The sequence below is a fragment of the Chloroflexota bacterium genome (assembly GCA_020850535.1).
GTDB lineage: Bacteria > Chloroflexota > UBA6077 > UBA6077 > JACCZL01 > JADZEM01.
In genome coordinates, this window is record JADZEM010000016.1 from 21,623 (window position 1) to 35,088 (window position 13,466).

At 68.1% G+C, this 13,466-nt stretch carries 11 protein-coding genes; 6 read left to right on the top strand and 5 right to left on the bottom strand.

What is annotated here, in order from left to right; all coding sequences use genetic code 11:
• Nucleotides 1-89: 89 nt before the first annotated feature.
• The 3 genes from IT306_02910 to IT306_02920 are packed head-to-tail and all read left to right on the top strand — an operon-like array spanning nucleotide 90 to nucleotide 3,778.
• Nucleotides 90-1,871, top strand: a complete 1,782-nt coding sequence (locus IT306_02910; protein ID MCC7367343.1) for an ABC transporter substrate-binding protein — start codon at nucleotides 90-92, stop codon at nucleotides 1,869-1,871.
• 48 nt (nucleotides 1,872-1,919) lie between these two features.
• Nucleotides 1,920-2,882: an ABC transporter permease gene (locus IT306_02915; GenBank protein MCC7367344.1), complete on the top strand. Its 963-nt coding sequence runs from the start codon at nucleotides 1,920-1,922 to the stop codon at nucleotides 2,880-2,882.
• Nucleotides 2,883-2,884: 2 nt separating this feature from the next.
• Nucleotides 2,885-3,778 carry an ABC transporter permease gene (locus IT306_02920; protein MCC7367345.1) on the top strand — a complete coding sequence of 298 codons (894 nt, stop codon included), beginning with the start codon at nucleotides 2,885-2,887 and terminating at the stop codon, nucleotides 3,776-3,778.
• 137 nt (nucleotides 3,779-3,915) lie between these two features.
• Here IT306_02920 and IT306_02925 read toward each other — a convergent pair whose 3' ends face one another.
• The 5 genes from IT306_02925 to IT306_02945 all read right to left on the bottom strand — a co-directional run bounded on the left by IT306_02925 (nucleotide 3,916) and on the right by IT306_02945 (nucleotide 9,565).
• Nucleotides 3,916-4,398 carry a hypothetical protein gene (locus tag IT306_02925; GenBank protein ID MCC7367346.1) on the bottom strand — a complete coding sequence of 161 codons (483 nt, stop codon included), beginning with the start codon at nucleotides 4,396-4,398 and terminating at the stop codon, nucleotides 3,916-3,918.
• A 139-nt stretch (nucleotides 4,399-4,537) separates the two neighbouring features.
• The gene (locus IT306_02930) at nucleotides 4,538-5,548 is read right to left on the bottom strand and encodes a zinc-binding dehydrogenase (protein ID MCC7367347.1); all 1,011 of its coding nucleotides are present in this window, start codon (nucleotides 5,546-5,548) and stop codon (nucleotides 4,538-4,540) included.
• A 58-nt stretch (nucleotides 5,549-5,606) separates the two neighbouring features.
• Nucleotides 5,607-6,521: an ABC transporter permease gene (locus IT306_02935; protein ID MCC7367348.1), complete on the bottom strand. Its 915-nt coding sequence runs from the start codon at nucleotides 6,519-6,521 to the stop codon at nucleotides 5,607-5,609.
• Between the two features lie 5 nt (nucleotides 6,522-6,526).
• Nucleotides 6,527-7,486 carry an ABC transporter permease gene (locus IT306_02940; GenBank protein MCC7367349.1) on the bottom strand — a complete coding sequence of 320 codons (960 nt, stop codon included), beginning with the start codon at nucleotides 7,484-7,486 and terminating at the stop codon, nucleotides 6,527-6,529.
• Between the two features lie 243 nt (nucleotides 7,487-7,729).
• Nucleotides 7,730-9,565, bottom strand: a complete 1,836-nt coding sequence (locus IT306_02945) for an ABC transporter substrate-binding protein (protein ID MCC7367350.1) — start codon at nucleotides 9,563-9,565, stop codon at nucleotides 7,730-7,732.
• A 494-nt stretch (nucleotides 9,566-10,059) separates the two neighbouring features.
• On the opposite strand from IT306_02945, the gene IT306_02950 reads away from it, so the two are divergent.
• The 3 genes from IT306_02950 to IT306_02960 all read left to right on the top strand — a co-directional run bounded on the left by IT306_02950 (nucleotide 10,060) and on the right by IT306_02960 (nucleotide 13,381).
• A complete protein-coding gene (locus IT306_02950; GenBank protein MCC7367351.1) occupies nucleotides 10,060-11,433 on the top strand; it encodes a 3-oxoacid CoA-transferase subunit A in 1,374 nt (457 codons plus the stop codon).
• Between the two features lie 363 nt (nucleotides 11,434-11,796).
• Nucleotides 11,797-12,948, top strand: a complete 1,152-nt coding sequence (locus IT306_02955; GenBank protein MCC7367352.1) for a thiolase domain-containing protein — start codon at nucleotides 11,797-11,799, stop codon at nucleotides 12,946-12,948.
• A gap of 1 nt (nucleotide 12,949) precedes the next feature.
• A complete protein-coding gene (locus IT306_02960; protein ID MCC7367353.1) occupies nucleotides 12,950-13,381 on the top strand; it encodes a Zn-ribbon domain-containing OB-fold protein in 432 nt (143 codons plus the stop codon).
• The last annotated feature ends 85 nt before the right edge of the window (nucleotides 13,382-13,466 follow it).

Here is a 13,466-nt window from a genome sequence, read left to right on the forward strand (position 1 = left end):
GCGTGCGGGAGAGGGGGCGGGGGGTGAGGGGCAACCGACGAGCGAGAGTACCTCTGGATCAAGCGACACACCCAATGGAGGGAGTGACCGTGACCACACGCGAGACCTCAATGACGAGCGTCAGCGCCCGCCTGACCCGGCGCGGTTTCCTGTTCCGCGCCGTGGGCCTGACCGGCGCCGCGGCCGCCGTGCTGCTGGCCCAGGCCTGTCAGAATTCTGGGCCGCCCCCTTCGTATGGGGCTGGCGGGACGGCCCCACAGGCCGCCGCTCCAACGGCCGCCCCAAAAGCTCCCGCGGCAGCCCCGGCTACGCAGGCGCCGGCTGCGCAGGCTCCAGCACAGCCAGCGGCACAGGCTCCGGCCGCCAAGCCAGCCGAGAGTAAGCCTGCCGAGGCCAGGCCGGCCGCCGGCCAGCCGAAGCCGGGCGGCACCCTCATCAGCGCCGTCACCGCCGAGCCTTCGACCCTCGATCCACATCTCGGGTTCCCGGCGACCTGGACCTCGTTGATGTACGACTACCTCGTCTACTTCGACAAGGAGAACAAGGTCCAGCCGAACCTTGCCGAGTCCTGGGACGTTCAGAACGACGGCGCGACCCTCGTCTTCAAGCTGCGGAAGGGCGTCAAGTTCCACAATGGCCGCGAGCTCGTCGCCGAGGACGTCAAGTACAGCATGGAGCGTCTCAAAGACCCGAAGTCGGTCTTTGCTCGCGACTACGCCGCGATCCAGGCGGTCCAGGTCGTCGATCCGTCCACCGTCAAGATGGAGTTCGGGAAGCCGTTCCCGGGCGTCTTCCGGATGCTGGCCCAGTTCAAGGGTGGCGAGATCGTCGCCAAGGAGGCCGTCGAGCAGAACGGCGACCTTGCCCGTACCGGCATGGGCACCGGCCCGTTCATGTTCGAGCGCTGGACGCCCGGCAGCGAGATCATCGTCAAGAAGAACCCGAACTACTGGCGGCCGGGCCTGCCCTACCTGGACGGCATCACCTTCAAGATCGTCCCGGACGAGGCCGGCATTGTGGCGGGCATGCGGACCGGTGCGATCCAGCACATGCAGATCCTCGACTTCACCAACATCAAGGGGCTGGAGTCCGATCCGAACGTTGCCGTCCACCGCATCCCGAGGGTGCAGGATGGCGTCGTCGCCATGTACGTCAACGCGCGCATCGGCCATCTCGCCGATCCGAAGGTCCGCGAGGCGATCTACTGGGCGTTCGACCGCGACGCCGCCGTGAAGATCGCGTCTGGCGGCCAGGGGATCGCGACCGGGCCGATCAGCCCGACAGTCACCCCCTGGGCCCTCCCCGACGACGAGGTCAAGAAGTGGTGGAAGCGGGATGTCGAGGCCGCCAGGAAGGCCGTGGCCGAGGCGAAGGCCAGCGGCAAGTACCCTGACGGCATCAAGACCCAGGTCTGGGCCGACGCCACGACGCGTTGGCGCGTCGACACCGCGCAGATCCTCTCCTCCAACGCCAAGGAAGTCGGCATCGACTGCGAGGTCGTCATGATGGAGGCGGGGACGCTCACCAAGCAGTTCCTCGACCGTCAGGCGCCGATCTACCCGAATACCTGGGGCGGCTCGGCCATCGACCCTGATGCGAGCCACCGCTTCCTGCACAGCAAGGGCCAGGACTACCCGTACGTCAACGATCCGGAGATCGACAAGCTCCTGGACGATGCCCGCTACACCTGGGATCCAGCCAGGCGGAAAGAGATGTACGACAAGGTGCAGCGCACGCTGTTGGACCGCTTCCACGGGATCTGGATGTTCCACGTCGACTTCTACGACGCGACGCGCAAGAACGTCCATTACGCCCGCGACAAGTACCCGCCGATGATCCTGCGCGGCCTGGAAGAGACCTGGATCGAGTAGGGCTCCAAGAACCCCTCACCCCCTGCCCACTCCCCCGAAAGGGTTCCCATGCACCGCTACATCGCGGGACGGCTGCTCGCGACCATCCCGACCCTGCTCGGGGTCGTCACCCTCGTGTTCGTCGTGATGCGGCTCGTCCCCGGCACCATCGTCGATCAACTCCTGGCTCAGGGCGACTCGAGCGAGGAAGTCCAGCGCTCGCTGCGGGCCTTCTTCGGGCTGGATCAGCCGGTGTACGTCCAGTACGGACGCTATCTCGGCAGTCTGCTCACCGGCGACCTCGGCACAAGCTGGCGAGCGCGCTTCCCCGCCATGGACATGATCCTCTACGCCCTGCCGGTCACCTTGCAGCTCGCGCTGATGGCCGCCGTGATCTCGATGATCGTCGGGATCACCCTCGGCGTGCTCTCGGCCGTCAACGAGAACACCTGGCTCGATCACGTCATCCGGATCGTCAGCCTGTTCAGCCTGTCGATGCCCGTCTTCTGGCAGGCGACCATGATCATCCTGGTGCTCTCGCTGACAGTCCGCTGGGCGCCGCTCGGGTACGTCAGCCCGTTCGTCGATCCGCTCCAGAACCTCTCGCTGATGATCCTGCCGGCCCTGGCGCTCGGGACCAGCGCCTCGGCCAGCGTCATGCGGATGACCCGCTCCTGCCTGCTGGACGTCCTCCGGCAGGACTACATCCGCACCGCCCAGGCGAAGGGTCTGCGGCAGCGGGCCGTCGTGCTGCGCCACGCCATCAAGAACGCCATGATCCCCGTCGTCACGATCCTTGGCTTGCAGTTCGGATCGCTGCTCGGCGGCTCGGTCGTGGTCGAATCCGTGTTCGGGATGCCGGGCATCGGCCTGCTGATCCTGAACGCCATCGGTATGCGGGACTACCCCATCGTCCAGGGAGCGGTGATCTTCACGGCCGTCCTGTTCATGGCGACGAATCTGCTGGTCGACGTGCTCTACGGCTACCTCGACCCGCGCATCCGGCTGAGCCGCTCGGGAGGCCGCTCGTGACGATGCAGGCCATCTCCGCGCCAGCCGCCTCCCCCGCGCCGGCCCCTGTGCGTGCCGCTCGCCGCCGGCAGTGGTACCGCCCGCTGGTCCGCAACCCGCTGGTGCTCGGCGGGTTGATCCTGGTTGTCTTCTTCGTGCTGGTGGCCCTGTTCGCCAACGTCGTCGCACCGGCCGACCCGGTTGCTATGAACGCCGCGAAGGCGCTTGAAGGGCCGTCAGCAGCGGCCCCATTCGGCACGGACCGTTTCGGGCGCGATGTGCTGAGCCGCGCGATTCATGGCGCTCGCGCAAGCCTGCTGGTCGGCATCGGCAGCATCGCCATCGCCGCCGTCATCGGAACGCTGGTCGGGCTGGCGGCCGGCTACTTCGGCGGCACGGTGGACAACGTCCTCGGCCGGATCATGGACATCTTCTTCACGTTCCCGTCGCTGATCCTCGCCATCGCGATCTCGGCGGCGCTCGGGCTGGGTATCCAGAACGCCCTGCTGGCCATCGCCATCACCTACTGGCCGGCCTTCGGGCGGGTGGTGCGCGGCGCGGCCCTCGCCGAGCGCGGCAAGGACTACGTCGAAGCCGCGCGGGTGGTCGGGGCGTCGGACGTGCGGGTGGTCCGCGGCCACGTCCTCCCCAACGTCCTCTCGCCGATCATCGTCCAGTTCACCGTTGCGATCTCCCAGGCGATCATCATCGAGTCGTCGCTGAGCTACCTGGGGCTCGGCACCCAGCCCCCAACGCCAAGCTGGGGCACCATGATCAACGAGGGGCGCACCTTCCTGGACACGGCTCCGTGGATCTCCGTCTTCCCCGGCGCCGCGATCATGGGGGCGGTGCTGGCGTTCAACCTGCTCGGCGACGGCCTCCGCGACATCCTCGATCCGCGTAGCCGCCCGGTGTAGGGGGACGGGTTGTTTCCGCCATGCGCCAACCACCGTGGTGCGCCAACCACCGTGGTGCGCCAACCACCGTGGTGCGCCAACCAGCGTGGAGGGTGCGGGTTGAGTTCGCGCTACAGCCAGGCGCGGCGACCCGGACGTCAGCGGTAGTAGCGGCTGGCCGGGGCTGACTGGACGGCGAGCTTCGCGCCGGCCGCGCCGCAGGCTGCGCCCAGCATGATGTAGAAGACGGCGCCGCTCCAGGCGATGGCTACCTTGTTGACGCTTCCGTAATTGGCCGAGCCGGTCGTCAGGTCCGGGCCGGACGTGAACATCACCACGCAGACGACGACGCCGAACGCCAGCCCACAGGCGACGCCCGCCCAGGCGCCAGTGCCGATCTTGCCGGTCCGCCGTCCGGACAGGTAGCCGGCGGCGTAGAAGTACAGGCCCAGGAAACCGAACACCATCTCCGGCGGCACCCGCTCCAGCTCCAGCGCATGGGTGCCGAACACGAGGAGGAGCACGAAGGCGAGCAGGGCGCCGGCTGACAGGTTGAGCCAGCCCTCGGGAGGCTCGTCGGGCGAACGACGGATGGCGTCGTAGCACACCTCTGCGTCAGAGCCAGAGTCGAAACCCGACATCCATCGCCCTCCACATGTTGCCGCGCGTCGGCCCGGGCGCATCTGCCAGAACCATCGTCCAGTGAGCCGAGGCAGTTCGTGCAGCATAGCAGGATGACTGCACGTGGCGCGCCAGCGACCGTGCCCCTCCACGCATTGTTTACCAGTTGAGCAGCACGCCGAAGAAGCTCTCGCGGCTCTCGGTCAGCCGCTCGAACATCGCCGGCCCCTCGTCGCCGGACACGCGGTGGCTGATCAGCGGCTCGAGCTGCAGCGCCCCGTCCGCGATCAACTGGAGGCCGAACCGGCGGTTGTTCGGCTGCGTCCAGCGGTTGTTGGGCGTCTCGCTGTCTGGGTGCGTCCGCATGTGCGCGCCGATCAGGATGGCGCCCTTGAGGTGCACGTCCGAGTACGGGTCGAACTGCTCCACCAGGCCGCGCGTCGAGCCGAGCAGCACCATCCGCCCTTCGAAGCGGACCAGCTTGAGGGCCGGGTTGAACGCCTGCGGCGAGCCAGTCGCCTCGAAGACGACATCGAACTCACGGCCGCCAGTCAGCCGCTCCAACTGCTCGACGGCGTCGGGCGCGGTCGGGTCCAGGGCCGCCGATGCGCCACACCTGAGCGCAAGCTCCCGCCGCAGCCCGATGGGATCGACCGAGACGGTCGGTCGGCCGCCGGCCAGCCGCGACAATTGGAGCGCAAGCTGCCCGATCAGCCCGGCTCCGACGACAGCCACGCGGTCGCCAAGCTCGATGTGGGCCAGCCGCACGGCGTTCATGACGATGCAGACCAGCGTCGTCATGGCCGCGTGGTCGAACGAGACACCGTCAGGGATCTTGACGAAGCCGCTGGCTGGCACGTGCGAGGCCGAGGCGTGCGGCCCCATCCCGCAGACGCGGTCGCCGGGCTGGAACGCGGTGACGCCCTCGCCCACGGCCTTGACCACGCCGGCCAGCGAGTAGCCCGGCAGGTACGGATCGGCGCTCCAGTCGGGGTTCGCGGCCGAGCGGTAGGTCGTCATGCCACGATAGTTCGCGATCTCGGTGCCGGCCGAGATCGCCGTCGTCTTCGCCTCGACCAGCAGCAGGCCGGGCGGCGGCACATCGGCGATCTGGGCGCTTTCCAACTCCATCGCCAGGGGCCGGTACGCGGCCAGGCGCAGAACACGCATCGCGAGCACTCCTTGTCACATCGTCGTGGAGAGGGGGCGGGTGGAGGGGGAGCGGCGATCAGCCGGACAACTGCATCTGGCGCTTGAGGTGCGGGTCCAGAAAGTCCCGCAGCGCGTCGCCGAGCAGGTTCGTCGCCGTGATCGTGAGGGTAATCGCCAGCCCGGGGAAGAGCAACAGCCACCACTGCGGGCGGAAGGTCTCGGCCAGGACGCCGCCGAGCATGCTGCCCCAGGTCGGCGCGGGGGGCGGCAGCCCGACGCCCAGGAAGTTGAGGGCGGCCTCGGCGAAGATCGCGGTGCCAAGGTTGAAGCTGAGGATCACCAGCAGCGGCGCGATGCACTGCGGGGCGACGTGCCGGGCCATGATCCTGAACGAGGTGGCCCCGACCGACTGCGCGGCGGTGACGTAGACCTGCTCCTTGACGGAGAGGGTCACCGACCGAATCACTCTGGTGGTCAGCGGCACCCGGGTCACGGCAATCGCCACGATGACGGTGTGCAGCCCGGCCCCCAGGCCTGTCAGGAGCAGCATCGCCAGGATCAGGGCCGGGAAGGCCATCAGGATGTCGAGCAGCCGCTGGCTCAGCAGGTCGAAGCGGTTGCCGAGGTAGCCGCTGGTCAGGCCCCAGAGGAACCCGACGGTGTCCCCGAGCGCCACCGAGATCAGCACCACCGTCATGGTGACGCGGGTGCCGTGGATCAGCCGGCTGAGGACGTCCCGCCCGAGGTTGTCCGTCCCCAGCCAGTTCTGGAGCGAGGGCGGCCGGCGGGCGATAGTCAGCGAGGTCGTGAGCGGATCGCGCGGGGCCAGTTGATCGGCGAAGGCGGCGACGAACAGCACGAACAGCAGCAGCGCCAGGCTGATCGCGCCGACGGGCGACACCTGGGCAAACCGTCGGAGGCCGGTGGCACGCCGCACGCGGGGCGGCTGGGCGCGCTCGGCGGTGGTGGGAAGCGCGGCCGAAGTGGTCATGAGGCCTACCCGTACCGAATGCGTGGATCGATCCAGGCGTAGCTCAGATCGACAAGCAGATTCAGCGCCGTAAAGATCAGTCCGTACAGGAGCACAAGGTTCTGGATCAGCATCCAGTCGCGCTCGGTCAGCGCCAGCACCAACGCCTGCCCCAGGCCCGGCACGCCAAACGCACGCTCGACGGCCACCGAGCCGCCGAGCAGGCCGCCGAACGCCAGCCCCGAGACGGTCACGATGGGCAGCAGGGCGTTGCGGAGCACGTGCGCCAGCACGACGGACCGCTCCGAGATGCCCTTGGCGCGGGCCGTCCGCACGTAGTCCTCGTTGAGCACTTCGAGGGTGGCCGCCCGGGCGACCCGCGCGATGACGGCCGCCAGCCCGATGCCCATGACCAGGGCCGGCCCGGCGATCATCTGGAGATTGGCGACTGGATCGTCGGTGAAGTAGACGATGGTGAGCGATGGCCGCCAGTTGAACCAGAGCACCGAGGTCATGATCAGGAGCAGGCCAAGCCAGAAGCTCGGGATCGCCAGGAAGACGATGACGCCGAGGCGGGTCGAGATGTCCAGCCAGGAGTTCGGGCGGATCGCGCCGAACACGCCGATGGGCACGCCGATCAGCCACGAGACGAGGATCGCCACGCCGGCGATCTCGGCGGTGATCGGCAGGCGGCGCGCGATGATCTCGCGGACGCTGTCGCCGCGCCAGAACGACTGGCCCAGGTCTCCCCGGAGGATCGCCCCGATCCATTCGAGGTACTGCTGGTAGTAGGGCTTGTCCAGGCCCAGCGAGGCGCGCGCGGCCTGCAACTGCTCCTCGGAGAGGATGTGCGAGCCGCTGCCTTCGGACTGGATCATCGCCAGCGGATCGCCGGGCAGGACGCGCATCGCCAGGAAGATGAGGACGGTGACCCCGAAGATGGTCGGGATGCTGAGCATCAGCCGACGGACGATGTACTGCTGCATGGCCTCCTCGTGAGTGCGACGGCGCGGCGCGTGATGCTTTCCAGGAGGCCCTCACCCCCAAGGAGGCCCCCGACCCCGAGGGAGGCCCTCACCCCCCGACCCCCTCTCCCTGTGCGCGGGAGAGGGGGAGCCATGCGAATCTCGTGAATCTCCCCCTCTCCCGCGCACAGGGAGAGGGGGTCGGGGGGTGAGGGCCTTCTTGGAGGTGGGGGTAACCTGGGCATGAGGGGCGTCGAGACGGCGCTAGCGGTCGAGCCAGATCGTGTCGAGGCGGCCCCATTCGACGTGCAGCCGCTTGTCCAGCGCCATCCCCTTGACGTAGCTGCGCCAGAGCGGCGAGTGCGCGCAGAAGCCGATCAGGAAGAACGGCGGGTTCTCGTCGAGCAAGTCCATGCCCTGGTTGAACAGCGCCTTCCGCTTCGCCTCGTCCGTCTCGACGTTGACCTGGTCGATCAGCGTATCGAGCTTTGGATTCGAGTACTTCGACCAGTTCTGCGAGCCGCCGGTCTTGAGGCGGGAGGTCCAGAGGACGGTCGGGTCGATGTAGTTCGACTCGAACGCCCCTTCCAGCAGCATGTCCCAGTTGCCGTTCTTGTACTCCTCCGAGATGACACCCCGCTCAACTGTCCGGATCTTGCTGCGGATGTTGAGCGTCTTCTTCAGCTCGTCCTGGAAGGCCGGCGTGTTGATCTCGGACCACTGCGCCACGGACGGCGTGACGATCTCGACGTTCTCGAAGCCGTCCGGGAAGCCGGCGGCGGCCAGCAGCTTCTTGGCCTCGGCGATGTCGGCGTCCTTGTCCGCGCGGTAGCCGGGCAGCTTCTCCAGCTCGGCGTTCGGCGGCGAGAACGGCGAGGCGTACGGCATCCAGCGGCTCAGGAAGACCGGCTCCTGGGTGGAGATCGCCGCGAACATCACCTGCCGGCTGACCGCCAGGTGAATCGCCCGCCGTACCCGTGGATCGTCGAACGGCTTGCGGGTGTTGTTCATCATGACGGTGTGGGAGTTGAGGCAGGGGATCTGCGAGCCGCCGAGGTCGGGCCGCTTGACGGCGTCCTCCCAGATCTGCGGCGAGACGTTCCAGGAGAACGTCGCCTGCTCTGTCATCACGGCGGCAGCACGGTCGTTCCAGGCGGCGACGTGCAATGCCTCGATGCCGTCGATGTACGGCAGCTCCTTGTTCCAGTACTCCGGGTTCCGTTCGAGGGTCCACTTCTCGCCGGTCTTGTACTCCTTGAACTTGTGGGGGCCGGTGCCGGGCGCCACGATCTTGCGGAGGTCGCCGCCGTTCTCGTCAAGCGCCTTCTTCGGGTAGACGATCATCGACGGACTGGACAGCACTTCGAGGAACGGCGTCCACGGGTTCTTGAGGGTGAAGCGGACCGTCTTCGGATCGACGGCGTCGATGCCCGAGACCTGGGCCAGCTCGTCGCGGAACACGCTGACGACGCCGCTGGGTGGCTGCACGATCCGCTGGAAGGTCGCCAGCACGTCCGCCGAGCTGAACGGCGTGCCGTCGTGGAATTTGACGCCCTCGCGCAGCGTGAACGTGTACTGCTTGCCGTCCGGCGAGACCTCCCACTTCGTCGCCAGGGCCGGCGTGACGCCACGCAGGCCCGTCGCCAGGTTCTTGGCGATCAGGCCATCGTAGACCTGGATCAGGATGTTGTTGTTGCCGCCCTGGTGGATGTCGTAGTGGGCCGTCGTCGCGCCCCAGGCGGTTTTGAGGATGCCGCCGCGCTTCGGGTTCGGCTCCGGCGCCCTGAGCATCGCGCCGGCGTCGGCGGCCTCTGGCTTCGCGGTCGGCTGCACCACCACCGGCTGCGGGGCCACCGTCGCCGGGGCCTGCTGCACGGGCGCGGCCGGCTTCGCCTCGGCGGCCGGTTTGGCCTCGGCCGGCTTTGCGTCCGCGGCGGGCTTCGCCTCAGAGGCAGGCTTGGCGGGCGCTGGGGCCGGGGCAGCGGCTGGCGGCTGGGCGCTGCAGGCACTCAGCAGCGGCCAGAGGCCCGTCGCCCCCATGGCGACGGCCGCCAGCTTCACGACCCGGCGCCGGGTCAGACGGTTCGCTCCATCGTTCATCGCGGTCCTCCAGTGGACGGGGCCAACGCTGGCTCCCTGACGCTACGACGATCGTCCGCTGACCGCCCATGGTATCAGCGCGGGTCGGCGGTCGCCAGGATCCCAGATGTCAGCGAAGACCGTGCATGGGCCAGGGCGATTGCATGTTCGTTGGTGTACCCGAAGCATCATAGAACGGGCAGTCGGGGACTGAAGTCCCCGCCTACACGCATGCCGTCGCTGCGCGACGGCCGTCGGGAACGGCAGGCACTGGTGCGACTGGAGCGTCGCGCAGCGACTGCAGGATGGTAGGCGGGGCTTTCAAGCCCCGACGCGGCGGCACGACACACCCAACATGCGATTGCCCTGGTGCATGGGCCAGGCGGGTCGCAGGGCGCGGGCTGCACCGGCTATCCTGCCCTGCGCGTTCGCGCACGCCGCTGGTGTCGGCTGCGCCGCGCAGCCGCCGACGTGATGCTTCGCGGTCAGGGACGACGCAGCAGAGGTTTTCGAGCATGAGAGACAAGATCGTCGGCAGTCCCGAGGAGGCCGTCGCCGACATTCCCGACGGCGCATCGGTCGCCGTGACGGGCTTCGGCACCAGTTACGGCTTCCCCGTCAGCCTGCTGATCGCCACCAACAAGGCGAACCCGCGGAACCTGACCCTGGTGACCAACGGTCTTGGCGCGGTCGGCCAGTTGCGCTCGATGCTGCTGGTGGCCAACAAGCAGGTCGGGCGCCTGATCGCCGCGTTCTCCTGGCGCCCGGGGCCGCCGACGCCGGCCGATGAGCAGATCGACGCCGGCGAGATCGAGGTCGAGCTGGTGCCGCAGGGCATTCTCGTCGAGCGGATGCGGGCCGGCGGGGCCGGCATCCCGGCCTTCTACTCGCCGGTCGGCATCGGCACGACCATCGAGGACGGCAAGGAGGTCCGCGAGTTCGACGGCAAGCCGTACATCCTCGAAAAGGCGATCACCGTCGACTACGCCCTGGTGCGGGCCTACCGGGGCGACCGGCTCGGCAACCTCGATCTCAGAGGCAGCAACCGCAACTTCACGCCGGCCTTCGCCAAGGCGGCGAGGTGCGTCATCGCCGAGGTGGATGAGATCGTCGAGGTCGGGGAGATCGATCCAGAGCAGGTCGGGCTGCCGGGCATCTTCGTGCACCGCGTCGTCAAGGCGACGGTCGAGCCGGACGCCGTGCGCCCGGCCTCACGGCGCCCGAAGGACGCCCCCCGCGAGTACAACGGCAAGCCCGGCTGGACCCGCCTGGAGATGGCCCGCCGCATCGCCGGGCTGCTCCAGGACGGCTCCTACGTCAACCTGGGCGTGGGCATGCCGACGCTCGTCTCCAACTTCATCGCCGACCGCGACATCATCCTGCATGGCGAGAACGGCATCCTGGGGTACGGCGAGCAGGTCAGCGGCGATGCCGTGGACAAGAACATCTTCAACGCCGCCGGCGAGTACGTCAGCATCCTCCCCGGGGCCTCCTACTTTGACAGCGTCGAGGCGTTCGAGATGGCGCGTGGCGGCCGGCTGCACACCGTCGTGCTGGGCGCGTACGAGGTCGACCAGGAGGGGAGCATCGCCAACTACAGCGTCACCGACGTCAGGAAGGGCGGCATCGGCGGCGCGATGGACCTGATCGCCGGCAAGCAGACGCTGATCGTGATGATGGAGCACCGCGACAGCCAGGACCGACCGAAGCTGCGCGCCGATTGCACCTACCCCCTGACGGGCAAGACCTGCGTGGACGTCGTGGTCACGGACCTGGCGATCCTCAGGCGGACTGACCGTCAGTGGCGGGTGGAGGCGGTCGCGGACGGCTTCACCCCCGAGGAGGTGGTGGCGCTGACCGAGCTGGACCCATCGCAGATCGTCGCCTGACGCTGGGGCAGCCGCGATCCCCGCGAGCGCAGCCGCGATCCCCGTGCGGAGAGTACAAGATGCCGTGTCATCCTGAGCGCAGCGGCCGTGTCATCCTGAGCGCAGCGAAGGACCTCACCCGCTGACGCGAACGTTGACGGTCAGCGGGCGACTCGGGCGTTGACGCTCGGAGGGTGAGGTCCTTCGCCGCGCTCAGGAGGACATCGGAGGTTGCAGGCAGTGCCTGAACCGATCATCTGTCCGCCTTCGGACCCATCCTCCGCCACAGGTGAGGGGCAACCCCCTTCCCCACGACCCACGACCCACGATCCAGCACCCACACGATCTACGACCCACGATCCAGCACCCAAAGGAGGGTCGCTTGTGAGCATCAGAGGCAAAGCGTACATCGTCGGCAGTTACGAGCATCCGGACCGGGTCATCCCGGATAAGTCGGTCTCCCAGATCCATGCCGAGGTCTGCCGTGGCGCGCTCATCGACGCCGGCCTGAGCTTCTCGGACGTGGATGGGCTGTTCTACACCGGCCAGTTGAACATGGGTGGTACAGCCCTCTCGGACTACCTGGGGCTGACCAACGTCCAGTACCTGGATACCACCATGACCGGCGGGTCGTCGCCGGTGTTCCAGATCGGGCACGCGGCGGCGGCCATCGCGATGGGCAAGTGCAAGATCGCCCTGGTCTCCCTGGCGGCCCGCCCCAAGAGCGAGCGCCCGGTGCGCGGCGCGCCCAACCCGGAGGCGTCTTTCGAGCAGGTCTTCGGCACCAACACCATCAGCATGTATGCGCTGGCCGCCCAGCGCCACATGTACGAGTTTGGCACCACCAGCGAGCAACTGGCCTGGGTCAAGGTGGCCGCCTCGCAGCACGCCCAGTACAACCCGCACGCCCTGTTGCAGAAGGTCGTGACGGTTGAGGACGTGCTCAACTCGCGGCTGCTGGCCGATCCGCTCCACCTGCTCGATACTTGCGTGGTGACCGACAGCGGCGGCGCGGTGGTCGTCGCCAGCCCGGAGATCGCGCGGGATCTGAAGCGGACCAACTGCAAGATCCTCGGGCAGAGCGAAGCGCCCAAGCACCAGAACAACGGCAAGATCGACCTGACTTACACGGGCGCACGCTGGTCCGGGCCGCGCGCCTTCGCCGAGGCCGGTGTGACGCCGCGGGACGTGGACTACGCGTCGATCTACGACTCGTTCACGATCACGGTGGTCGAGACGCTCGAAGACCTGGGCTTCTGCGAGAAGGGGAGGGGCGGCCCGTTCGTGGCGGATGGCGGCCTGCTGGCGAAGGGCGGGCGGCTGCCCGTCAACACGGACGGCGGCGGCCTCTGCAACAACCACCCTGGCATGGGCGGCATGATGAAGGTGCTCGAGGCCGTCCGCCAGATGGAAGGCCGCGCCCACCCTGAGCTGCAAGTGCAGGATTGCCAGATCGCGCTGGTGCACGGTACCGGCGGCTCGCTGGGCACCCGTATGGGCAGCTCGACCCTGATTCTCGGACAGGAGGACGCCTGACATGGCTGACGTTGTCTCGCCCAACGGCCACCCGACCCCCGTTCCAACGGTCCAGCCCGAGGTCAAGCCCTTCTGGGATGGAACCGCCGAGGGCAAGCTGCTGCTGCCGAAGTGCACCGGTTGCGAGTCGCTGATCTGGTTCCCGCGCCCCTTCTGCCCGGCCTGCGGCTCGCTCGATGTCGAGTGGATCGAGGCGTCCGGCCAGGGGACGATCTACAGCTACACGGTGAATCGGCGCGGGGCCGGCGACCTCCCCGAGTACAAGGATCCGGTCCCGTACGTGCTGGCCTACGTCGAGCTGGCCGAGGGGCCGCGCATCATGACGAACATCGTGGATTGCGACGTGGAGAGCGTACGGATCGGGCAGGCCGTGTCGCTGGTGTTCCACGACACCGGCCAGGGAACGGCGCTGCCCCGGTTCCGCCCGGCCTGACTTCGGGCTGTAGGATGCGGCCGCCACGGCCCAGGCCGTGCACTTGCCATCCTATACCCTAGGGGGGTAGAGTGTAGGTAACACG